Below are 23,131 nucleotides of genomic sequence, written 5' to 3' on the forward strand. Positions count from 1 at the left end.
GGGCCCGTCGGGTAGGGCTGGTGCATGGGCTCAGCACAACCACGGACAGATGAACATTCGGCAAAGAGAGGATGGTGGACGCGGCGACTCGATCCGGACCGCTCACTGGGGCTGCGGCTGACGCTCGCCTCGGTCGCGGCGGTGCTCGTACTCGTGCCGTTCTCGGTGCTGTCCCTGCTGGTCATCTCGGCCTGGTGGCCGCTGCGCAGCGTGGACGAGGGACTGGCCGAGTCGCTGCACGAGGAGGCGGTGACAAATTCGGGCTGGACCTCGGCGATGCAGATCTGGACCGACGTGTTCGGCCCTGGGCCGCTGCGGGTGCTGGTCCTGGCGGTGGTGGTCTGGTTGTGGTGGCGGGGCGCCCGCCGGGTGGCGCTGTGGGCGGTCACGACCATGATCGCCGGTGGTCTGTTGGGCGCCGGGCTCAAGCTGCTGTTCGGCCGGGGGCGGCCCGAGTTGCTCGATCCGGTGGAGCACGCGGCCGGCTACTCCTTCCCGTCCGGTCACGCGCTCACGGCGGCGCTGGCTGCGGGCGTACTGGTGCTGGTCTTCCTGCCCTTTGTCGGCGAGATCGATGAAACCCGGCGGCGGCGCGCGGCCCGCTGGGGGATCTGGGCCGCCGCCCTTGCGGTCACGGCGGTGACCGGACTCAGCCGGATCGCGCTGGGTGTGCACTGGCTCAGTGACGTGCTCGGTGGTTGGGTACTCGGGGCGGCGGTGGTGGCGGCCACGACGGCGGCGTTCGCCACCTGGCGGGGCCGGGTCGGACATCGCCCGAGCGACCCGTTGACCGAGGGAGTGGAGGAGGAACAGCACCCGGCCGGGTACGGCCAGGCGTAGTTTCGGCCTGCACCGGGTAGCTGAGGGGCCATGTCGATCGCGGCGATACCCCATGTACTTCGGCAGTTCACCACTCGCCTCCTGCTCCCGGTGGCCGTCCTCTACGGGGTGATGGTCGGCCTGGGGCTGCTGGTCACGAAGGTGCTGGACGACGTCTGGCCGCTCACGGTCGAGGACACGGTCAACCGACAGTTGGAGGCCGAGCGCAGCGGGACCGCGAACGGCGTCTCCCTGGTGTTCAGCACGATCGCCAGCACACCGGCGATCATCGCGGTGACCGCGGTGGTCGCCTGCGTCCTCGCGCTGACCCTGCGCCGGTGGCGGGAGCCGGCATTCCTGATCGGGGCGGTGACCGCACAAGCCCTGATCTTCCTGTTCACCACGTTGGCGATCGACCGGCCACGCCCGGCGGTCGAGCACATGGACGTGTCCCCGCCCACCTCCAGTTTCCCGTCCGGGCACACCTCGGCGGCCGTCGCGCTCTACTGCGGCCTGGCCCTCGTGCTGGCGCTGCGCGCCCGGCGTACGTCGACGAAGGTCGCCTGGTGGTCACTGCTGGTGGCGGTGCCGATCGGGGTGGCCCTAACCCGGATGTACCGGGGAATGCACCATCCCAGCGACGTGGTCGGTTCGTTCGTCAACGCCGGCACCTGCATCGTCATCATGGCGCGGGGCGTCCTGGACCGGACGGTCCGGTGGGGACGTGAGCACGTGCCGGGCAGGCGCACCGCCCGCAACCGCCAGCGGGTGAGCGCCGGGACCACGTAGCGCGTCCGTCCCTTGTAGGCTTCCGGCCGCTCGAAGTTGGTTCTGAGAGAGGCTGACGTTGCTCGCACATCTGCTGCCCGGCTTTCGAGAGGTGCGCGCACCTCTGATCGCGGGATACGTCTGGGTACTGGCGGTCTGGATCGCCGTCGGCGAGAGCATTCTCGACCTTCAGCCGTACCCGCCGGCGCTGGAGAGCCTGGTCCAGCTCGGTAACTGGCTCGGCAAGACGGTCCTGCTCGGCGCGGTCAGCGTCTGCGCGTACATCATCGGAATCATCTCGAACACGACAAACAGGTTGCTGGAGCCCCGGCTTCTGGCATCCGGTTGGGACCACCGGAAGGTCGTCGCCCTGGCTCGCGGCAGCGCGCTGCGCCGGATCGACTCCAGTACGCGCTGCCCCGGTCCCCGCTCGGTCAGTCGACCGCTGTTCGAGATGTTCCGCAAGCGGGCGATCGAGCGCTACTCCATCGCCGTCGACTACCGCGACCAGTGCCTCCAACTGGTCGACAGGGCGCGGCAGACCCTGCCGTCGCGGCACCCCGGCCGGGCGGTGCTGGTACCGGCGACGGTCACGACCGCCGACCTGGTGCAGCAGTACCCCGGACTGGACCACGCGATCGCGGAGTCGATGTACGGCATCGAACGCAAGGTCGCACTGGTGTTGCGGGATCTGGAGCCGACGGTGGAGCGCCTGATCGGTGCCGAGCCGGAGTTGCACGGCGAGTTCGACCGGTGGGTCGCCGAGGCACAGTTCCGCATCTCGCTGTTCGTACCCACCTGCGCGCTGGTGGGGATCCTGAGCTGGCGCTTCTCCCCGCTCTACCTGGTCGGCCTGGTCGCACCGGTCGCCCTGCTCCTGGTCGGTCGGCGCGAGCTGGTCAACGCGTACGCGAAGATCGCGATCTGGCTCTCGGCGGGCCGGGTGGGTTCGCCGGTCCTGGACGACATCCTGGCCCAGGTCGACCAGCACGACCCGCAGGCGGAGTCTTCTCCGGCCGCGGACCGTTTCGTGCTGCGTAACCTGCTCGGACCCGAGCCGGTCGGGGTCAATCCCCTCGCCTGGGCCAGAGCCCTGATGCCACGGGCCCGTCGCGGGTACGGCTACGAGTTCGACTAGGCCTGTATCGGAGTCACAGGTTCGCCCGCAAATCCGGCGACATCGGAGACCATCCCCGCCAGGATGGCCGGTATGGAAGAGGTTGAGGTCGTCGTCGCCCACAGCCAGCGCGCGACGCTGCGCGTCGGCGACGTGTTCCTGAAGGTCGACGGCGACCCGGCCCACGCCGACGTCGAGGTGCGGGCGATGGCCATGGCGCCGATACCGACCCCGGCGATCCTCTGGCACGAGCCGCCCGTGCTCGCGATCGCCGCCGTGCCGGGCAAGGCACTCGGCGTCCTCGGCGAACCGTCGGCCGCGTCGCCGGCGGCGTGGGCTGCGGCGGGTGCCGCCATACGGCGACTGCACGATGCGCCGTTGCCGCCGTGGCCGGGCCCGAGGCTCGACGACGTGGCGGCGGAACTCGACGGCGAGTGCGCGTGGCTGCTCGCCAACGCCGTCCTACCCGCCGAGGTGATCCGGCGCAACCGCGAGATCGCCGAGGCCGCGCTCCGGCCGTGGAAACCGGTGTTCATCCACGGCGACCTGCAGATCACCCACGTGTTCGTCGACGGCGACGAGGTCACCGGCGTCATCGACTGGTCCGAGGCCGCCCCCGGCGATGCCATGTTCGACCTCGCCACCCTGACGCTCGGGCACGAGGAACGCCTGGACGACCTGCTTGCCGGCTACGGCGCCGACGCGGACCGGGACGTGATTCGCGCCTGGTGGTCACTGCGCAGTCTGGTGGCGTCGCACTGGCTGATCGAGCACGGCTTCGATCCGGACGCGCCGGGATGCGAATTCGACGTGCTCAGATCCCGGATGCAGGAAACCTAGGGCCTGTATCAGAGCTGGGCCACGCCGCAGCCCGGCCTCGGCTTCGACACAGACCCCGGAACCCGTCCGGCGGTCAGGGCGCGCAAATCAGTGGCGCGGCGCCGCCGCGCGCCATTACCGTGCTGCCGAACCGAGTCGTCCAGTGAAGGACATGCCGTTGTACATCGCGTGAGACCTCCCAAGCGCTGATTTGTCGCGCGTCGCGCCTGTGCGCCGCGCTCCTTCTTGCTGCGGACTTCTCACTGAAACCGGTGTACCTCTGTGCTCAAAAACTGGATGGTCGTGCCCACCCGCCTGCCCCTTGTTCGCCGCCGTTGCCACGCGTGCGCGTCCGAGTTCTTCCGGGCAAGCGGCAAATTTCGCGTCAACGCAAACCACAAGCTCCTCGACGCCTGGCTCCTCGTGCTCTGTACCGCCTGCGGGGAAACCGCAAAGCTCACGGTCCTGGAACGGATGACCGTGCGGTCCGTACGACCCGACCTGCTGGATCGGCTGCACGACAACAACCCCGGCCTGACAGCCGAACTGCTCCAGGATCCCGTCGTGCAGCGACGCAATCGCATCGCCCTCGACTGGGACGACGCCTGGTGTCTCGACACCGGCGGGTCGGATCACCTGGACCACGAGGTGGTCGACGTCTCGGTCCGCTTCGCGGCGCGGATCCCGGTCCGGCCGGTGCGACTGATCGCCGAGGGTTTCGGTCTCTCCCGGGCCGAGGTCGAACGACTGATCGCCGAGGGGAACCTCGTTTCGGCGGTCCGGCTGAGCGGCAAGCTCTCCGGCGACTTCACCTTCACGCTCAAACGCTGAGCCCTGCGTGGGTCCTCGGGCCTGTCCGGCACGGTCGCCGGACAGGCCCGGGTGGCGCCGCGCTGACCAGCGCAGATCTTTGACATGCAGCCATCTGGCTGCCTATTCTTTGGGCAGCCGGATGGCTGCTTGTCCGGGGGAGGGCGAGGTGGCGCGTGGACGAGGTGTTCAAGGCGCTGGCGGATGCCAGCCGTCGCCGGCTGCTCGACAGCCTGAACGCCCGCAACGGCCAGAGCCTGCGTGAGCTCTGCGCCGGGCTGGACATGGCCCGCCAGTCGGTGAGCAAGCACCTGGCGGTCCTGGAGTCGGCCAACCTGGTGACCCCGGTGTGGCGCGGCCGGGAGAAGTTGCACTACCTGAACGCCGCTCCGATCAACGCGATCACCGAACGCTGGATCAGTCAGTACCACCGCGAGCGGGTGCACGTGCTCGCCGACCTGAAGAGGGCACTGGAAGAGGAACCCATGAGCGACCTGGAATTCGTCTACACCAACTACATCAGGACCACCCCGGAACGGCTCTGGCAGGCGCTGACCGATCCGGCCTTCACCAGCCGCTACTGGGGGGTGACGTTCGAGTCCGAGTGGCAGGTCGGTTCGACCGTCGCCTGGAACGTCAACGGCGTACGGATGGCCGACCACGCCCAGGTCGTGCTGGAGGCGGACCCGTACAGCCGGTTGTCGTACACCTGGCACACGATCACGCCGGAGTTCGCCGCCGCCTACGACATGAGCGACGAGTTGGTGGCCAAGATGGCCGGCGAACCGCGTTCGAAGGTCACCTTCACCATCGAACCGGTCGGCGAGATGGTGAAGCTGACCGTCACCCACGACGGTTTCGAGCCCGGCAGCGCCATCCGCGAGGGCATCCAGCAGGGCTGGCCGGAACTGCTCTCCAGCCTGAAGAGCCTGCTGGAGACCGGCGATCCCCTGCCCTCCCCCGACCAGGCCGCCACCCAACCGGCCTGACCGGGAGAGTCGGTCACCTACCCGGCCTCACCGACCGGCGGCAGGTCCGTCGCGACGGGCAGGACCAGGGCGGACGGGAAGTGGACGGAGATCCGCGTCGGCACCAGCCGGGTCGCCGTCGCCGCCGGCTCACCGCTGCCGGTGTTGCGGTTGAATCGCGGGTGGGCACCGCCGCTGATTTGCAGCCGGATCCGGTGCCCGACCGCGAAACGGTACGCGGTGGAGCTCATCGCGACGGTCACCGCCACCGGCCCGGTGGCGCCGGCCGGCAGGCGTACGAGCCCGTCGCAGACGTTGCGGGAACGTCCGCGTACGTCCACGTCGCAGAGCCGGGCGAAGATGTCCGCGTACCCGGTGTCGGTGCCGACCGCCAACTCGGCCGAGACGGGTCCGAGGATCTCGACCGGTTCGGTCAGCGGTTCGGTGGTGAACAGCAGGACGTCGGCGCGGGCCTCCAGGGCGCTGTTGTCCCGCGAACCACCGTCGCGGTTGAGCACCTGGCCACCCCGTGACGGCGTCGGGTCGGACGGGTCGTACCGGAACGACAGCGGCGCCGCCGTCTCCGTCGAGGCCCCGGTGTCCAGCCGACCGTCGGGGTGCAGGTACCAGTGGCGGCCGGGTCCGACCGGGGGCGGCCAGTCGGGCAGGTCGCGCCACTCGTCCGCACCACCGACGTGTACGCGTACGCGGGTCGGGCGCAGTCCGCTCCGGTCCCCGGTGAGATGTGCTCGCAACCAGGCGAGACTCTCCGGGTAGACGTGCGGCCAGCCCTGGTCGAAGGCGGAGGTGTGGGTCCACGGGCCGATGAGCAGGGACGCATCGCAGCCGGCCCGCCGCAGCCGGACGTACTGCTCGATGGTCTGGTCCAGGCAGAGGTCGTGCCACCCGCCCAGGAGGTTGGTCGGCACGGTCAACCGGTCGATAGCGCCGCCGAGGCCGGTCCCCTGCCAGTGTGGATCGTCCCGCTCCGGATGGGTCAGCGGCTCCTCGACGACCGGGGTCCGCTCGCCGACCGCGGGCACGTACGCGTCGATCAGCGGCAGGGTACGGGTGACCTTCCGCAGCCGTCGGGTCAGCCGCAGGGTCGCCCGGAGGAATGCGGATGTCCCCCGGCTCTGCCAGGCCAGGCCGACGCCCGCGACCAGCGCCGTCTCCAGCGCGAAGACGCCGCCCGGCCAGGCGGTGCGGTACGGGTCGTGCGGCGCCACCTGCACCACCATCGCCCGCAGCTCCGGTGGCGGGTCCACGGCCAGGGCCCACTGGGTGTAACCGAGATAGCTCGCGCCGACGGTGCCCAGCACACCGATGAACCAGGGTTGCCCGCGTAACCACGCCACGGCGGCCTGACCGTCGGCGGGCTCGTTGCGCCACCGGGCGAAGTCCCCGGCCGATCCGCCCGATCCACGACAGCTCTGCAGGACGACGTGGAAACCCTGTTCGGCGAAGCGGGCCCCGTACATCGCCGCCCAGGGGAAACCGCGCCCGTACGGCGTACGCAGGAGCAGGGTGGGGAAGTCGCCGTCGGCGAGCGGGAACCAGTGGTCGGCCGGGAGCGGGGTCCCGTCGGCGGCGGGCACCATCAGTCCGGGCTCGTACGCGATCTCGTACGGGGCCGGCGGCAGCCCGCGTTTCAGCATCTTCCGGGCGTACCAGGGTGGTCTGCGTCCGGTGTGTGCGTACGTGTTGGTCGGCACGGCGCCTCGTTTCCACTGGTCGAGGGGGACTTCTCGCAGGTGGGAGCGGTGATGGATTCCCGTACAACGTACTAGAATAGTGGTTGACCATAATGGGCGCCAGACCGCTCGGAGGGAGACACGATGGGCCGCGCACGTACGACCGGCGCAACCCGCGCGGTCGACCCCGAGACACTGTGGCTGCCACCCACCGGCACCCGGCTCGGTCGCCGGCCGACCCACAGCCGGGCCGAGATCACCGCCGCCGCCGTCACGATCGCCGACACCGAGGGTCTGACCGCGCTCACCATGCGCCGGCTCGCGACCGAGGTGGCCGTCGGCGCGATGTCGCTCTACACCTACGTGCCGGACAAGGAAACCCTGCTGGAGCTGATGATCGACCAGGTGGCCGGCGAGCACGATCTCCCCCCGCCCGGCGGCGACTGGCGGGACGACCTGCGCCGGCTCGCGCACGTGCAACGCGACATCATGCGCCGGCATCCCTGGCTACCGTCGGCGCTGGCATCCCGGCAGACCCTCGGGCCGAACACCCTGGCCTCCCTGGAGTACGCGCTCACCGCCCTGCAACCCACCAACCTCGACGGACAGCAGAAGATGGAAGCGTTCGCCCTGCTCACCGGCTTCGTGGCGAGTTACGTCTCGAACGAGGTCGCGCAGGAGCTGAACAGTCGTCGTACCGGCCGGGACCCGCAGGAGACACTCGCCGCCCAGGGCCGCTACCTGCACGCTGTCGTACGCGGCGGCGCGTATCCCCGGCTGGCCGAGGTGCTGGGTACGCTCAGCGGCGGAACGGTGTCCAGCTTCGACCGACTGCTCGACCAACTGCTCAACGGGCTGGTCCCGGTCGGTTGAAGCACCAACGCGACGTGGACATCGACGGGTCAACAACATGACGACCGGGCCGGTAGGCTGCGTCGGTGATTGCCTCGGTAGCCAATCCTGCGGTCAAGCTCCGGTGGGTCGGCCCCCTGGTGTCGATCCAACTGCTCGTCATCGCGGCCTACCTCTACGCCGCCGTCGCGTACCTCGTCAGCGACGCCGCGTACTTTCCGGAACAGTCGCCACCGGGCTGGTCCTGGCCGGCGGTCATCGCCGTCGGTGTGGGTTTTGTCCCGGCCATCATCAGTCTCGCGGTGGCGAGGCCGATCCTGATGTCGCCGCAGTCGCGTCGGGGCGGGTGGACGCCCCTCGCCGTCACCAGTGCCGCGACCCTGCTGATGTTGCTGGTCATGGCCACCCCGCCCGGCTGGGCGCTGTTCGACTGGTACGTGAGCTGAGCACAGCGGCGACCTCACGTCCTTCGGCAGCATTCCCGTACGGCGCTTGACTGAGTCCTGGGAGCGCTCCAGGATCGACCGGGGTCCGCTGCGGGGCGGACGATCGAGCGGGGTGGTGGGCAGATGCTGGCGGCGTTCGGGCTGACCGAGCTGGCGGAGCGGATCTACCTGGAACTCGTGTCCGGGCGGCCCGGCACCCTCGCCGAACTGGCCGGGCGGCTGGGCGTCGACCGGACCGAGGTGTCCCAGGCGTTACGGACCCTGGAGCAACCCGGCCTGGTGCACACCGTCGACGGTCGGTCCGAGGCGACCTCGCCGGACCTCGCCATCGACTCGCTGGTCATGCAGCGGATGCGGGAGCTGCAGGAGGCACGGACCGGGTTACGGGAGTGGTTGCAACGGCAGCGCGCCGCCGAGCCGGTGGACCAGGGCGTACACATGGTGGTCGGCGGGGCGGCGATCGGCAGGACGTTCGACCAGTTCCTGCGCGGGGCGCAGGAGGAGGTGCTGGGCTTCGACCGCCCGCCGTACACGGCCGAGTTCCACGACAACCCGACCGAACACGAGCTGCTCGGCCGGGGCGTACGGTTCCGGGTGGTCTACGACCGGCGGGCGTTGGAGCGGCCCAACGCCAGCGCGCACATCGGCGGCCTGGTCGCCGCCGGGGAGCAGGCCCGGGTCGCGCTCGACGTACCGGGAAAGCTCGCCGTCGCGGACCGTCGGGTCGCCCTGCTCTCCTTTCCCGGACGCACCGGGACCATCGAGCCGTGGGCACTGGTGGTACGCGGAGCCGCCTGGGTCGAGGTGCTGGTCGCCCTCTTCACCGAGGTGTGGGAACGGGCCACCCCGTTGCGGCTGGCGCCGGCGGCGGACGCCCTCGACGACGTGGACCGGTGGAGCATGCCCACCGCCACCGACCGGCAGATCCTCTCCCTGCTGATGACCGGGCTGCCGGACAAGGCGGTCGCCTCGCAACTCGGCATGTCCCTGCGTACGGTGCAGCGCCGTCTGCGGCAGCTGATGGACGTCACCGGCAGCGCCACCCGGATGCAGCTCGGCTGGTTCGTCGCCCGCAACGATTGGTTGTGAACCGCCCCGCCCCCACACGGCGGGGCGGTTCACGTCCTGGGGTGCGGTTGTCAGCCGCGCGGGGTGACCGTGACCGAGATCGTGATCGGTGCGGTCGTGGTCTTGGCGCTGTCACTGCTCACCAGCACGGTGGCGGTGTAGGTGCCCGGAGCCAACCCCGTGGTGTCGACCGTGAGATCGAGCTTGCCCTTCTCCCCCGGATTGACCTGCCCGGACTGCGGGGTCGCCGCCAGCCAGGGCACGTCGCTGTACGCCATCGACCCGTCCACGTGGTAGACGGCGGCGCGGTACGGCTGCCGGTTCGCCTGTCCGACCAGCCACAGGTCACCGTTGTTGTCGAGTTCGATCCCGGCACCGCTGAGCGGGTCCGGATCCGGGTCCGGGATCGAACCGATCGTGGCGCAGGTGTCCGGGTTCATCGCCCAGATCGCCTCGGTGCTGTCCTGGTTGATCCCCCAGAGCACGTTGCGCTGCTCGTTGAGGGCGAGACCGGTGATCCACGGGGTGGTCGGCACGCACTGGCCGAGCACCGCGCCCGGTTCGGCGTGCGACAGCCCGGCCAGGTGCTGGATCTTCCCGTCGCCGGCGAGGTAGAAGGTGTCGTCGGCGGACCGGTAGGCCAGCCCGTAGTAGAGCTTGCCCGCCCACGGGCCGGTGATCGTCTGCTTGACCTCGTAGGTGTCGGGGTCGAAGCAGACGATCGGCAGCGGGTCCACGATGGACATGCTCGGCCCGCACATCAGGTCCTTGCCCGGCACGTACGCCAGGTCGGAGGGCCAGCCGTTCATCGTCACGACGCCCTTGCCGAGTGACCTGCCGGCGGTGTCGAAGCGCTGCATCTGGCCCCAGAAGTAGCTGTCGGAGACCAGCAGTTCGCCGTTGCGGTAGCCGACCCCGTAGGCGTTGTAGAGGTCGGGTATCGGGAACGAGCCGAGCATCCGGCCGGGGGTGGTGACCGGTGGCGTCGGGGAGTCGATCTCCCTGGCGGTCCAGTTCGCCGGCAGACCGCCGTGGTTGTTCAGGTTGACCGACACGCTCCGGGTTCCACCGGCCGGCGCGGTCACCGCCACGCTGCTCTTCGCGGCGAGCAGCAGCGGGGTACGCAACGCGAGATCCTGCTTCTGCATCACCGCCTCGGCGACCGTGAGCGTCACCGCCGGCAGGTCGTACCCGGACCTGGCGGCACCGACCGACACCTCACCGGCCGGCACCTCCACCTGGTAGAAACCGTCCGCGTCGGAGGTCGCGGTGACCGGAGCCGCCCCGGCCGGGCTGATCCGTACGGTCGCGCCGGCCAGCGGTTGACGGTCGTTGGCGTCGGTGACGGTGCCGCGTACCAGGCCGGTGCCGGGGACGCGGAAGGTGACCGCTGCGGCCTCGTCGAGCACCGGGGCGTCGACCGAGTACGTCAGCGCCGCACCACCGGCGGCGTCGGAGATGCCCACGGTGGCGCCGGCGCCCGTACCCGCCGTGCCGAGCTTGCGGTACTGGAGGGTGACGGTGCCGTTCTCGCCGAGCAGCAGTTGGAAGTCGACCCGGGTCTGCGGTGCCTTCTTCAGCGCCGCCCTGGTCCAGCTCACCAGGAACTGCCGGTTCGGGGCGCTGCCGGTGACCCGGGTGCGGACCGTGGACTGGTGGTCGAGCACCAGGTCGTCCCAGTACGCGTAGACCGCCGCCGCCGGGACCGCCGGTGCGGGCAGGGCGGTGTTGTCGCCGCCGCCGGTCGCACCGAAGGCGACGTACCCGTTGCTGCTCACGGTGAGCTTGCGGTGCGGTTGACCGTAGAAGGTCACCGCGAACGGCAGGTCGACCGCACGGCTGGCCTCGTCGCCGGTGAGCGGCAGGACGCTGCCACCGGTCACCCAGGCAGCGGGGGCCACGCCGGCGGCGTACCCGTGGCGGTCGGTCTTCGCGGCGAGACTGACGTCGAGCGTCTCCTCGCCGTCGACGGTGAGCGGGACGGTCTTCGGCGCCAGCCAGCGGCCGTAGTCGACCAGGACGTCGTAGTCGGCCTCGGGGAGCATCCCGGCGTAGCCGCCGTCGGCCCCGGTGACGAAGGCGGGGAAGGTCTCCCCGGCCAGCGCCACCGTGGCGCCCGCGACGGGCTGACCGGCCGGATCCCGGACGATTCCGTGTACGGGGTGCCACGGCGCGCTGTCGGACAGGTCGACCGTGGCGGTGGCCGTCCCGTCCGCCGTCACCGTGAGCGTCTGCCGCTGCGTACGTTGCGCGAAGACGCTCGCGGTGAGCGTGTAGTCGCCGGCCGGGACCCGTCCCAGCTCGACCCGTCCCTGCCCGTCGGTGTGCCCGCTGCGGGTGAGCACACCGGAGGCGAGGGTGACCCTGGCGCCCGGCATCGGGCCGCCGGACCGGGTGGTGGTCACCACGACCCCGCCGACCTGTCCGGCCGGTGCCTGACTGACCAGCGCGTACGCGTCGAGCCGGCCCTCGCCGTAGACCCCGTTGTCGACGGCGGTACCGCCACAGCTCAGGTCCTCGACGTCGTGCGCGGTACGGTCCAGCAGCTCACGGGTGGTCGCCACGTCCCGGCGCAGGTTCGGCACCGCCGACCAGAGCAGCGCGATCGCACCGGTCAGGTGCGGTGAGGCCATCGAGGTGCCGTCGGCGGAGCCGTACTGGCTGCCGGGGAGGCTGGAGACGATCCCGACCCCGGGCGCGGTGATGTCGGGGCGGATCGCACCGTCGCGCGCCGGTCCCCGGCTGGAGAAGTCGGCGATGGTGCCGGTGCTGTCGGTCGCACCGACCGCGTACGCCAGCGGGCTGGTGCCGGGGTAGCCGGCGGTGCCGCAACCGGCCCGGCCCTCGTTGCCGGCGGAGAAGGACGGGAAGATGCCGGCGGCGACCCAGGTTTCGAGGATCTCCTCGTAGAAGTGGTTGCCGTCGTCGGCCCCGCCCCAGGAGTTGTTGATCACGTCCGGGGCGAGGTCCGGGCGGGGGTTCTCTCCGTTGTGGTCGGTCGGCGCGACCATCCACTGACCGGCGGCGAGCAGGGCGGCGTCGGAACAGGTATTGATCTCGCATCCCTTTGCCGCGATCCACTTCGCGCCGGGTGCGACACCGGTGACCGTACCGGCGCCGTCGTCGCCGAGGACGGTGCCGACGGTGTGCGTGCCGTGGCCGTAGTTGTCGCAGGGGGTCGAACCGCCGCAGAGGCCGGTCGGGTCGAACCAGTTGTAGTCGTGGGTGAAGCTGCCGTCACCGTTGTTGCCCCGGTACTGGCGGACCAGGGCCGGGTGGTCGTACTGGACACCGGTGTCGACGCTGCCGATGACGATGCCCTCGCCGCGTACGCCGTAGGAGTCCCAGACCTTGTCGGCGCCGAGCTGGGTGAGGTTCCACGGGAGCGTGCCGGCTGCGGTGGTGCTGCCGGCGGTCTTCACCGGGTCGGTCAGCCGGGTCACGCCGACCGGGCTGATCCGGGCGACCTCGGGCCGGGCGGCCAGTTCCGTCACCAGGGACAGGTTCCCGGTCACCTCGATCGCGTTCGCGATCCAGTACGGGGTGAAGCTGCTCCCCCGCTCGCGCAGCAGCGTACGGAGTCCACGCTGGGTCTTCTCCGCGTGCGCGACCTTGGTCTGGTAGACCTTCGTCGTACGGGCGACCCGACCGGCCCGGCCGGCGGTCCCGCGCTCGATCCGGGTCAGCTCCGCCTCGTCCAGTTTCGCCTCGTCGGCGAGCCGCACGAGGAAGGTCGTGCTGCTGCCGTCCGACAGCGACCGGAGCACCGGCACGTCCACCTTGCGGTTCGCGTCGGGTGCACTGGCCGGCGCCACGGTGACCGGCGGAGCGGCCACCGCCCCGGTGGGCAGCGCGAGCAACGCGCTCAGCCCGATCGCGGCCCCGCACACCCATCGTGGTGTGCGGCCTCTGAACCTACCCATCGACCTTCTCCTCCTCGGGCGGGCCGCACGGAGCGGGACGCCGCCGTCGCCGATTCTGGGCCGGTCGGCGCCCGGTTCGCGGGCGTGACCCATGGCGGATCAAGGACATGGCGGAACCCCGCCAGATTTGTGACGGGCAGGGACATCGGATCGCGGCGGAATCGGCCGACCCGTCACACGCCGGCAACATTGGCGGGCGGTCCGGACGCACCTGGACTCGCGCGGCCCTCGCTGGCGGGGTCGTCATCGGCAGCCGTCCGGCAGCCGGGCTTCGCTGGCCGACGTCGCGCCGCGCCGGAGGTCTCACCACCCGTGCCGGGGCGCCGACGGGGGCCGTACGCTGCTGGTCGTGCTGATCCTGCTGCCACCGTCGGAGGGGAAGACCGCGCCCCGGTCCGGCCGCCCGTTGAACCTGGACACGCTCACCCTTGGCGAGCTGAACCCCGGACGGGAACGGGTCCTGGACGCGCTGGTCGAACTCTGTGCCTCCGACGACCGGGAGCGGGCGCGTACGGTCCTCGGGCTGAGCGCGGGGCAGGACGGGGAGATCGACCTCAACGCCCGGTTGCGGACCGCAGCGGCCCAACCGGCGGCGAAGGTCTACACCGGGGTGCTCTACGACGCCCTGGACACCGGCAGCCTCACCGGGGCGGCCCGTACCCGGCTGCGGCGGTCGGCGCTGGTCTTCTCCGGCCTGTGGGGCGTGGTCCGGGTGGACGACCGGATCCCGGCGTACCGGTGCGCGATCGGGGTCGGCCTGCCGGGGGTGGGCGGGCTCACCCCGTACTGGCGGGGGCTGCTCGAACCGGTGATCACCGACGCCGCCGACAGCGGACCGATCCTCGACCTGCGCTCCGGCGCGTACGCGGCGATGTGGCGGCCGACCGGGCGTACCGCCGAGCGGACGGTCGCCGTACGGGTGCTGCACGAGCAGGTCGTCAACGGGGTGACCAGCCGATCCGTGGTGAGCCACTTCAACAAGGCCACCAAGGGGCGACTGGTCCGCGACCTGCTACTCGTCGGTGCGGCGCCCCGGACCCCGGCGAAGCTGGTGGAGGCGCTGCGCGACCTGAAGTACACCGTCGAGGAGCAGCCCGCCGCCGCCGGCAAGCCCCGCCAGCTCGACATCGTGGTCAGCGAGCTGTAACGCCGGCCCGCGAGAACAGCCTGGTCAACGAGCTGTGACGCCGCCGGTTCTCGACAACACCCTGGTCAGTGAGTTGCGGCGCCGATGGGCGTCAGTAGCGCCTCGATCCGCCGAGCGGCCTGGTCGACCGAGGTGGTACCGACGGCGGCGCGCAACCTGACCGCCCGGTCCCGGTAGCCGCGCTCGTCGAGCAGCCGACGCATCAGCGCAGCCGCCCTCGGTGGGTCCCACTGGGTCGACGGCAGCCACTCCCCCACCCCGAGCCGGCGCAGCCGGGCCCCGGTGTCCGGCTGGTCGAAGCTGTGCGCGAGCACCAGTTGCGGCACCCCGGCGGCGAGACACTGGGCGATCGTCCCGGTGCCGCCGTGGTGGACGACCACGGCCACCCGGGGCATCACCTCCCGGTACGGCAACCAGCGGAACCAGTGCACGCCGGTCGGCAAGGTCGCCGGGAGCAGTTCCCGGTACGGCGTCACCAGCAGCACCGTACGGCCGGCGTCGAGCGCGGCGGGCACCGATGCGGCGTAGAAGTCGTGCAGCAGCATCTGCCCGCTGCTCCCGGCGACCAGGACCGGTCGCACCTCGCCGGCCAGCGCCTCGGCCACCTCCGGCGGAAGCGGTGCCGGGTCGACGGGACTGGCCGGGTCGGCGGCTTCGGCGTCGAGCAGGAAGCCGACCTTCGCCACCCGGTCGGGGGTGGGGTCACCGGCGGCGTCGAACCAGCGCGGCCAGAGCCCGAGTTGCAGGTCGGCCGAGCCGAGCCAGGCGGTCCAGTCGTCCACCGGCGCCAGCCCGAACTCCGCCCGGAGCTGGTCGATCGGCCCGGCCAGGGCGGTCCGGTGCAGGTGTTCGGTGACCGGCAGCAGCAGATGCTGGGCCGGGGTCATCGCCGCCCAGGCCACCGGCAGGCCGAGCAGTTCCGCGGCGATCAGCGTCGACAGCCCCGAAGTGTGCCGGCCGACGAGCACGGTCTGCCCCGGTACGGCCAGCTCGCGCAGGGTCTCGATCTCCAGCCGGAGTTGGCCGAACAGGTTCGTCCGCCGGTAGTGCGCGAGCAGGTCCGGTGGGCTCGGCGACCCGACCCGGTCGAGCAGGATCCGGCGGGCGTCCTCGAGGTAGGCGGCGTACTCCTCGGGGGTGTCGATCGGGACGTATCCGAGACCGGCCCGGCGTACGGGCTCGGCGTACGGAGCGTGGGTGAGCAGGGTGACGTCGTGGCCCCGGCCGCGTAGCCCGGCCCCCAGGTGGATCATCGGCCACACGTCGCCATGGGTGCCGTGACTGACCAGCAGGACGGTTGCCACCGCGCGGCCTCCTCGTCGGTGCGGGGGCGGGACCCACCCGCCCGACACGTCGGTCCACGGTCCCCGGCGGCGCCGCGGACGCCACGTTACGTCCCACCCCACCCTGCGTCGATCGGCCTACGGGCTGCCGACCCGTACCCGGTTGTCCCATTGGCGGCCACCGCCGCCGCCCTGTCACCCTGGATCAGCCCACTGAGCAGGTGTTCCGCCACGTGGTGGCGCGGTCGGCGGTCGGCTCCATTCGGCTGCATCGGCTACATCGGCTACAACCGAAACGGCCGGCCAGCGCGTTACCGGGCAGGGTTTCATCGCGGCGGCACTCGGGCGAGGAGGGAGAAACAGCCATGGGCCAGGTCCGGCGCATGTTGGACGAGGACCTGGCGAATCATCCGGCGCCGCCGCTGGGCGACCTGATCGAGCAGGCGATGAAACAGGGCACCCGGATCCGGCGCCGCCGTCGGTACGCGGCGTGGGGAGCCGGCAGCGCGACGCTCGCCCTGCTGCTCGCGTTCGTACTGGCCCTCGGGCCGTTGGACCTCCGCACCCGGCAGTCGCGGTCGGCGGGCACCCCCGACCTGCCCTGGCAGCCGACCACGACGGCGAGCACCGCCCCGAAGACGAAACCGGCGCGGACGCCGGACCCCGTGGGCCCGACGACCCTGCAGCCGCCGCCGCGCGTTGTCGGTCGCGTCGGGATACCGCCCCGACCCGGTGGGCAGTGGCTCACCGCGACACCGGCGGGTCTGCTGGAACTGCTGACCCGGCTGCTCCCCGAGGGCACGACCAGCGGGTTCGCGGCGTCGACCACGGTGGCGAACTACGTGCAGGTGTACCTGGACCGGGGTGACGGACCGGGGATGTTGCGGCTGGAGGTCTTCCACCTCCCCGCGGGCGACGCCGAGCCGGTCGGGACGGCCCAACTCCAGGAGACCCCGAGCAACTGCGTCCAGGACAGGTACGTGTGGATCAACCACGGCGACGGGGTCGGGGTGTCGCTGGCGATCGCCACCTGCCTGGCGGCGGACGGGTCGGACAATCCGCCGGGCGTGGCCGCGCTCACCACCGACGAGGCGGTCGCGATCCTCGCCGATCCCCGCTGGGGGACGGAGTTGCCGGCCGAACTGGTGACCGCCGGAGCCGCCCGGTTCCCCGATCTGGCGCCGCTGCGATGAGCGACGACTTCGTGGAGTTCGCGCGGGCCGCCGCCGGTCGCCTGCGCGACACCGCATTCCTGATGTGCCGGGACTGGCACCTGGCCCAGGATCTGACCCAGATGACCCTGGCCAAGGTGTACGCGTCCTGGCGGCGGGTACGGGCGGCGGACAACCCGCACGCGTACGCGCGCACGATCCTCGTACGGCTCGTGATCGACCAGCGGCGACGGCACAGCTCGCGGGAGACGGCACTCGTCGTCCCGCCCGAGCAGGGCGTGACGTATCCGGCGGAGTTGCGGCTGACCCTGCTGGACGCGTTGGCGACGCTCCCGGCCCGGGACCGGGCGATCGTCGTCCTGCGCTACTGGGAGGACCTGAGCGTGGAGACGGTCGCCGACATGCTCGACGTCTCCACCGCCGTGGTGAAGACGCAGAGCATGCGGTCGCTGACCCGGTTACGTGAACTGCTCGGCGACAGCCGGCTCGAACTCTTCGCCGAGGACCGGCGCCAGCCGTTGCACCCGGTACGGTCCCACCCCCGAAGTGGACCGGCCTCGGGTGTCGGCTAGTTCCAGGTGAAACCGGTCCTGGTGCGCGGCCCGGACTCCTTCTTCGTGAGCCGGTCGGTGATCACGACACTGATGGCGATGCCTTGACGGTCCATGACGGCCTTCCCCCCTCGACTGCCGGGACGCGCAACTCGACGTCCCTGCCCATCAGGAGAAGGCCCGGCTCAGACAAGACGCTGAACGCCCGCTGAACATGTCGTACAGTCCGGGTCGGCCCGGTCCGGCACGCCGAGTACGGCGAACGCGTCGACCGCCGCGCGCCAGGCGGGTACGGCAACGTCGTGTCGCCCCAGCGCGCACTGTGCTCGGGCGGTCCCGTGCAGGGCGCGGGCCTGCTGGTAACGGTCGTCGACCCGGCGGACGTGCTCGAACTCCCGCAGTGCCGACTCCGGTTCGCCCGTGGCCAGCCGCAGCAGTCCGAGACCGTGGCGTACCTCCCCGCGCAGGGTCGGGTCGTCCACGACGGCACTGATCGCGAGTGCCTCGTTCAGGAGGTCGTTCGCCTCGACGAACTCTCCCCGCCCGGTACGGACCAGCCCGAGCCCGCACAGCGCCTCGCCCTCGTACCGCTGGTCGCCGAGGGGGCGGAACCGTTCGATCGCGTCCCGGAAGTGCCCGTCGGCGGTGTCGAGTTCGCCGAAGTGCCGGCGGACGTGCCCGAGGTTGAGCGTTGCCGCCGCCTGGCCGTAGCGGTAGCCGAGCTTGTCGAACAGGGCCAGCGCGCGTTCGGTGTGCTGGAGTGCCTGGGCGGCGTCGCCGAGACGAAGGTGGAATCCGCCCAGGGCGTTGTGCGCCACCGCCTCGCCGAACACGTCGTCGAGGTCCTGGCGCAGCGTGAGGGTCCGCAGGCCGTGCTCGACCGCGTCCCGGTAACGGCCGGCGAGGTAGTGCACGATCGCGATGTTCATCAGCGTCCGGGCCGCGCCCGCCTGGTCACCGAGCCCGTCGCGCAACACCACTGCCTGCTCGTAGACGGCCAGTGCGGCGGTGTAGCGGCGGGCCGTGTAGTGGGCCGCGCCGAGGCTGTTGAGCAGGTCGGCCTGGGCAAGGGTGTCACCGGCGAGGCGGGCGGAGGCCAGGCCCGTCTCGTGGGTCGTGGTCAGGTCGTCGACCAGGCCGAGGGCGAGCCAGTGCCGCCACACGGTGTTCGGCAGCCGCCATGCGTACTCGTGCAGGCCGAGGGCGGCGGCGAACCGGGGAACGGCGCCCAGGACGGGTCGTTCGACCTCCAGCCAACCGGTGGCGTCGCGTTGGTCGGCGAAGTCACCGCCGGTTTTGTCGTCGCCGGTGTCGGTTTCCAGGAGTGCGACGGCGGCGCTGGCGCGTGCGAGGTACCAGTCGAGGACCCGTACGGCCGCCTCGCGGCGCTCCTGCCCGGTGGCGAGACCGGCGGCGTAGACCCGCAGCAGGTCGTGCAGCCGGTAGCGGTCGATCGACGTCTCCTCGACCAGGTGACCGGAGACCAGGATGGCGAGCGGTTCGTCCAGGTTCGGGTCGTCGCCCGCTTTGGCTGCGGCGTGGACGTCGAAATCGTCGCCCGGCATGGCGCTGAGCCGGCGGAACAGGGTCGCGGCGGCCGGCGGTAGAGCCAGGTATGACCAGGAGAACACCGCCCGGACGGCGGTGGACGGGTCGTCGGGCGGGGAGAGCAGGTCGATCCGCCGCGCCTCGTCGGTCAACTGCTCGGCCAGTGCCGTCAGGGTGAACCCGGGCCGGCGTACGGCACGGTGCGCCACCACCCGCAGCGCGAGCGGCAGGCCGGCGCAGAGGTCGACCAGCCGACCGGCGGCCTGCGGTTCCGCGTCGACCCGCCGGTCGCCGACGATCCGGCGGAGCAGGGCCAGCCCCTCCTCGGTGGAGAGCGGCACCACGGCGACCGGACGGGCGCCGTCGCGGGCGGCCAGCCCGGCCAGTTCGGCCCGGCTGGTGACCACGACCAGGCAGCCGGCCGTGCCGGGCAGCAACGGTCGGACCTGTTCGGCCGACCGGGCGTTGTCGAGCAGGAGCAGCATCCGGCGACCGGCGAGCAGCGACCTGAACAGGGCCGACCGTTCCGCCTCGCTGTCGGGCACCTGTTGCGGGTGTACGCCGAGGGTGTGGAGGAACCCGGCGAGCACCGTACGCGCGTCGACCGGCTTGTCGGGTGCGTGGCCGCGCAGGTCGACGTAGAGCTGGCCGTCGGGGAACCGCTCGGCTACGGAGTGCGCCCAGCGCAGCGCCAGGGTGGTCTTGCCGACCCCCGGTGGTCCGACCAGCGTGACCAGCACCGGTGCCCCGGTCGCCTCGAGCAGGTCGTCCAGCGCGGCCAGGTAGTGCTCACGCGCGACGAGTTCGGCCGGGGCGGCGGGTAGCTGCCGTGGCACCGTCGGCCGCACCACCACGGCCGCGCTGGCGTTCCCGGTTGCCGCGGCGCTGTCGTTGAGCAGGAGCTGGTGCAGGTGCCTCAGGTCGGCGCCCGGTTCCACGCCCGCCTGTTCCACCAGCAGATCACGCAGGTCCCGGTACGCCTCCAGCGCCTCGACCCGCCGCCCGCACCGGTGCAGGGCGAGGATCAGCGCTCCGGTGAGCCGTTCCCGCCCCGGATGTTCGGCGACCGCTGCCGCCAGTTCCGCCATCACGTCGTGGTGGCGGCCCAGTTCCAGGTCGACGTCGAGCCGGTCCTCCAACGCGGCGAGCCGTTCCTCGGTCAGCGCGACGACCAGGCGGTCCCGCAGCGGGCCGGTCGCGGTGTCGGCGAGGGCGCCGCCCCGCCACTCGGCGAGCGCGGCGGTGAGCAGCCGCCGCCGGACGGCCACGTCGGCGCTGTCGCGGGCCTCGCGTACCAGGGCGCGGAACCGGTGCAGGTCGACGTCCTGCGGGTCGATGTCGAGCCGGTACCCGCCGCCGGAGTGGAGCAGGGTGGTGTCCGGCGTGGTGAACAGCTTCCGCAGCCGGGACACGTAGACCTGCAGTACGCTCCGCGCGCTCGTCGGGGGTTCGTCCCACAGGGCGTCGACCAGCCGTGCGACCGGCACGGTTCGTCCCGCCTCGGACGCCAGGACCGCCAGTATGCACCGTAGCTGCGGCCCCGGCACGGCAACGAGCCTGCCCCCGTCGCTCAGCTCGACCGGCCCCAGCATCGCCACCCGCACTACGCCTCCCTGATGACTCGCGTGCCCGACGGCATCCGCACCTCAGAATTGTCCATGCTGGAGTCCACCGGCCCGTTCTACCGAACGGCACCGACACATCCCAAGGCTCGGGACCGCTACTGGGCGTCCTCTTCGGCGAGCAGGAGTTCGATCTCGTCGTCGGAGAGTCGGTCGAGTTCGGCCAGGAGGTCGGTCAGCTCGGTTTCGTCGGCACCGTCGAGCTGGCGCCGACGGATCTCCCGGGACACCTCGGCGACCGTGAACGCCGGGGTGAACAGCAGGTCGACCGGCAGCTCGACCGCGAAGACCTCCCGTACCCGGGCCATGAACTGGACCAGTTGCAGGGACTGCCCGCCGAGGGCGAAGAAGTTGTCCTCGGGTGTGGCGGGCCGGACCGCCAGCAGTTCCGCCCAGATCTGCATCACCCTGGCCTCGATCGGGTCCTCGACACCCGTCGCCGCCGGCCCGCGGTGGCCGGCGAGGACCGCCGCCCGGACCGCGGACGGGTCGGTGAGGGTGGTGGCGATCCGCTCCACCACCCGCCAGGCTTCACGGTTTGTTGCGGGGGTCGCCCGGTCGGGCTCCACCAGGGGTGGGCGGTCGGTGGCGTCCGGGGGCCGCGCCGGCTGGTCGGATCCGCCGGGCCGATGGTGTACGCCGGCAGCCGCGCCCGCCGGCAGCAGGTAACCGATCCGGGTCGACCCGTCGGGTTCCGCCACTGGGGAGGTCCCGTCGTCGGCCGGCTCGGCGGCGATCTCGGCGAGGAAGTCGCGAGCGGGACCGTTGCGGGCGGTCGGAATGAGCGACAGCTCGACCGTGGTGGCACCCCGGTGCAGGGCCAGCTCGCCGAGGTGGGCGAGCATCCGGTGCTCGACTCCCCGGCCGAGCGCCCGGCAGCTCAGCAGGAACGTATCGACCCGCAGCAGGTCGCCGTCGAGCGCGTACCGCATCGCGCCGACCAGGCCGTACTCGCCGAACCGGTCCGCCACGGTCACCACCAGGCACTCCGGGTCACCGGAGCGCAGGTCGCGCACGTCCAGGCGTACGGGGGCGAGGTTGAACTGGTTGGTCCGGTGGGTGAGTTGGGCGACCCGCTCGTGCTGGTCGGGCCGGGCCGGGGTGATGTCGACCCGCAGTGCCAGGTTGGCGTGGAAGTCGGCCAGCGACATGCCGCTCTCGCGCAGTGCCCGGCGCTGGTTCTCCTGCTCGTAACGCGCGCTCCGCTGGCGGTCCTCGTCGGTCACCCGGTCGGTGTCCAGCGGCCAGCAGTGCCGCAGGAACGCCAGGGCCCGGCCCGCGTCGGCCGGGACCGTCAGCGCGAGCACCTCCGGGTGGGCGGCGCGGACCTCGGCGACCTCGATCGGGCTGTCGTCGAGGAAGACGAAGCTGTCCAGACCGAGGTTGAGTTCCTCGGCGAGCGACCGGAGGTTGTCCGACTTGGGCTGCCAGTCGACCCGGCTGGCGGTGAGGTGCTCGGGTCGGAGCACCATCTCCGGGTGGCCGGCGAGTACCGCGTCGACGTCGGCGGCGTTGTTGCGGCTGCACAGGCAGAGCAGCCGGCCGGCGTCCCGCTGGTCGACCAGGAGTTGCTGGAGCGCCCGGCGGTCCCGGTCGACGGTGATGCCACCGATTCCGTCCTCGCCGACGATTCCGGTCCACAGGGTGTTGTCGGCGTCGACCACGACCACCTTCGGCCGGGGGCTGACGATCGTGTGCACCGTACGGGCCAGCGCGGTTCCCAGTGCGGCGAAGAACTCGGGTGTGTACGGCACCCGCCCGAGCCGGTCGGCGTAGCCGTCGTGCGCCTCGGTAACCGGGTAGGTGCGGGTCAGGTGGGCCAAGCCGAGCAGGCGCAGGTGGGTGGTGCCGGTGACGCCGTCGCGTACCGCCCGCTCGGCGGCGTCACTCGTCCTCGGGTCGGTGCCGGGCGGGTCGGGGCAGATGGCGAGCAGCAGCGGGACGGTCGTCTCCCGGTCGGCGGCCCGCAGTGCGGCCACGAACCCGTCCGGGTCGGCGAGGTCGGTGGGCCGGACCGCGACGACGTTGACCCCGTCGCGGTTGGCCCGCAGTGCACCCTCGGGATCGAGCAGTTGCTGGAACACCTGACCGTACGGCGCGAAGCTGACCGCCATCGGCAGCGCCAGTTCCCCGGCCCAGAACCGGAGCACCTCGGCCAGCGGTTCGGCGGTGAACGAGGCGGCGACGCGTACCGTCAGCACGCGCGGGTCATCCAGAGGTGGCGGCGATCCGGGCGCGCAGCGACGCCGGCCGCATGTCGGTCCAGACCTGGTCGACGTACTCGAGGCACTCGCGCTTGGTGCCGGCCTTGCCGACCTGGCGCCAGCCGGCCGGCGGCGGGGTGCCGTCGCGCCAGATGGAGTACTGCTCCTCGTCGTTGATCACCACGACGTAGCTGGTGGTGTCCTCGTCTTCGTCGTACATCGCTTGCTCCGCCTCGAATCCAGGGGGTGAACGGGGCATGACCATCGGTACGGATCGCTGTGGCTGTGCACGTTTTCACTGCGGCCCGATGCCTGTCAAG

At 71.5% G+C, this 23,131-nt stretch carries 18 protein-coding genes; 12 read left to right on the plus strand and 6 right to left on the minus strand.

Going from position 1 to position 23,131, the window contains the following annotated elements; genetic code table 11:
- Positions 1 to 24 precede the first annotated feature (24 nt).
- The 6 genes from OIE47_RS35490 to OIE47_RS35515 all read left to right on the plus strand — a co-directional run bounded on the left by OIE47_RS35490 (position 25) and on the right by OIE47_RS35515 (position 5,322).
- The gene (locus tag OIE47_RS35490; protein ID WP_326558918.1) at positions 25 to 840 is read left to right on the plus strand and encodes a phosphatase PAP2 family protein; all 816 of its coding nucleotides are present in this window, start codon (positions 25 to 27) and stop codon (positions 838 to 840) included.
- Positions 841 to 930: 90 nt separating this feature from the next.
- Entirely contained in the window at positions 931 to 1,608 is a 678-nt protein-coding gene (locus OIE47_RS35495) for a phosphatase PAP2 family protein (RefSeq protein ID WP_326558919.1), read from the plus strand.
- Between the two features lie 91 nt (positions 1,609 to 1,699).
- A complete protein-coding gene (locus OIE47_RS35500) occupies positions 1,700 to 2,725 on the plus strand; it encodes a hypothetical protein (protein WP_326558920.1) in 1,026 nt (341 codons plus the stop codon).
- Between the two features lie 72 nt (positions 2,726 to 2,797).
- Positions 2,798 to 3,544, plus strand: coding sequence for a phosphotransferase family protein (locus OIE47_RS35505; protein ID WP_326558921.1), 747 nt, complete (start codon positions 2,798 to 2,800; stop codon positions 3,542 to 3,544).
- A gap of 276 nt (positions 3,545 to 3,820) precedes the next feature.
- Positions 3,821 to 4,354, plus strand: a complete 534-nt coding sequence (locus tag OIE47_RS35510; RefSeq protein ID WP_326563329.1) for a DUF1062 domain-containing protein — start codon at positions 3,821 to 3,823, stop codon at positions 4,352 to 4,354.
- 155 nt (positions 4,355 to 4,509) lie between these two features.
- Complete coding sequence (locus tag OIE47_RS35515; RefSeq protein ID WP_326558922.1) at positions 4,510 to 5,322, plus strand: ArsR/SmtB family transcription factor; 813 nt, start codon at positions 4,510 to 4,512, stop codon at positions 5,320 to 5,322.
- Positions 5,323 to 5,339: 17 nt separating this feature from the next.
- Here OIE47_RS35515 and OIE47_RS35520 read toward each other — a convergent pair whose 3' ends face one another.
- The gene (locus tag OIE47_RS35520) at positions 5,340 to 7,016 is read right to left on the minus strand and encodes a CocE/NonD family hydrolase (protein ID WP_326558923.1); all 1,677 of its coding nucleotides are present in this window, start codon (positions 7,014 to 7,016) and stop codon (positions 5,340 to 5,342) included.
- Positions 7,017 to 7,139: 123 nt separating this feature from the next.
- Here OIE47_RS35520 and OIE47_RS35525 point away from each other — a divergent pair, with 123 nt between their 5' ends.
- From OIE47_RS35525 to OIE47_RS35535, 3 genes are all read left to right on the plus strand, one after another.
- Positions 7,140 to 7,868: a TetR/AcrR family transcriptional regulator gene (locus tag OIE47_RS35525; protein WP_326558924.1), complete on the plus strand. Its 729-nt coding sequence runs from the start codon at positions 7,140 to 7,142 to the stop codon at positions 7,866 to 7,868.
- 65 nt (positions 7,869 to 7,933) lie between these two features.
- Positions 7,934 to 8,293: a hypothetical protein gene (locus OIE47_RS35530; protein WP_326558925.1), complete on the plus strand. Its 360-nt coding sequence runs from the start codon at positions 7,934 to 7,936 to the stop codon at positions 8,291 to 8,293.
- Between the two features lie 123 nt (positions 8,294 to 8,416).
- Positions 8,417 to 9,382, plus strand: a complete 966-nt coding sequence (locus tag OIE47_RS35535) for a helix-turn-helix domain-containing protein (RefSeq protein ID WP_326558926.1) — start codon at positions 8,417 to 8,419, stop codon at positions 9,380 to 9,382.
- Positions 9,383 to 9,432: 50 nt separating this feature from the next.
- On the opposite strand, the gene OIE47_RS35540 is transcribed toward OIE47_RS35535, so the two are convergent.
- On the minus strand, positions 9,433 to 13,284 hold the full coding sequence (locus OIE47_RS35540) for a S8 family serine peptidase (RefSeq protein WP_326558927.1): 3,852 nt from the start codon (positions 13,282 to 13,284) through the stop codon (positions 9,433 to 9,435).
- 349 nt (positions 13,285 to 13,633) lie between these two features.
- Here OIE47_RS35540 and yaaA point away from each other — a divergent pair, with 349 nt between their 5' ends.
- Entirely contained in the window at positions 13,634 to 14,431 is a 798-nt protein-coding gene (yaaA, locus tag OIE47_RS35545) for a peroxide stress protein YaaA (protein ID WP_326558928.1), read from the plus strand.
- 65 nt (positions 14,432 to 14,496) lie between these two features.
- On the opposite strand, the gene OIE47_RS35550 is transcribed toward yaaA, so the two are convergent.
- Entirely contained in the window at positions 14,497 to 15,735 is a 1,239-nt protein-coding gene (locus tag OIE47_RS35550; RefSeq protein WP_326558929.1) for a glycosyltransferase, read from the minus strand.
- A gap of 344 nt (positions 15,736 to 16,079) precedes the next feature.
- Here OIE47_RS35550 and OIE47_RS35555 point away from each other — a divergent pair, with 344 nt between their 5' ends.
- Positions 16,080 to 16,907, plus strand: a complete 828-nt coding sequence (locus tag OIE47_RS35555) for a hypothetical protein (RefSeq protein WP_326558930.1) — start codon at positions 16,080 to 16,082, stop codon at positions 16,905 to 16,907.
- Positions 16,904 to 17,458, plus strand: coding sequence for a SigE family RNA polymerase sigma factor (locus tag OIE47_RS35560; protein ID WP_326558931.1), 555 nt, complete (start codon positions 16,904 to 16,906; stop codon positions 17,456 to 17,458). The genes OIE47_RS35555 and OIE47_RS35560 overlap by 4 nt, the downstream gene beginning before the upstream one ends.
- A gap of 164 nt (positions 17,459 to 17,622) precedes the next feature.
- On the opposite strand, the gene OIE47_RS35565 is transcribed toward OIE47_RS35560, so the two are convergent.
- From OIE47_RS35565 to OIE47_RS35575, 3 genes are all read right to left on the minus strand, one after another.
- Positions 17,623 to 20,577 (minus strand): AfsR/SARP family transcriptional regulator, encoded by a 2,955-nt coding sequence (locus OIE47_RS35565; protein WP_326563330.1) that lies wholly within the window; start codon positions 20,575 to 20,577, stop codon positions 17,623 to 17,625.
- Positions 20,578 to 20,705: 128 nt separating this feature from the next.
- Positions 20,706 to 22,808, minus strand: coding sequence for an HAD-IIIC family phosphatase (locus OIE47_RS35570; RefSeq protein ID WP_326558932.1), 2,103 nt, complete (start codon positions 22,806 to 22,808; stop codon positions 20,706 to 20,708).
- A gap of 7 nt (positions 22,809 to 22,815) precedes the next feature.
- Entirely contained in the window at positions 22,816 to 23,031 is a 216-nt protein-coding gene (locus OIE47_RS35575) for an MbtH family protein (protein WP_326558933.1), read from the minus strand.
- Positions 23,032 to 23,131 lie beyond the last annotated feature (100 nt).

Origin of the sequence: Micromonospora sp. NBC_01796, from assembly GCF_035917455.1 — a bacterium.
Taxonomy (GTDB): Bacteria; Actinomycetota; Actinomycetes; order Mycobacteriales; family Micromonosporaceae; genus Micromonospora_G.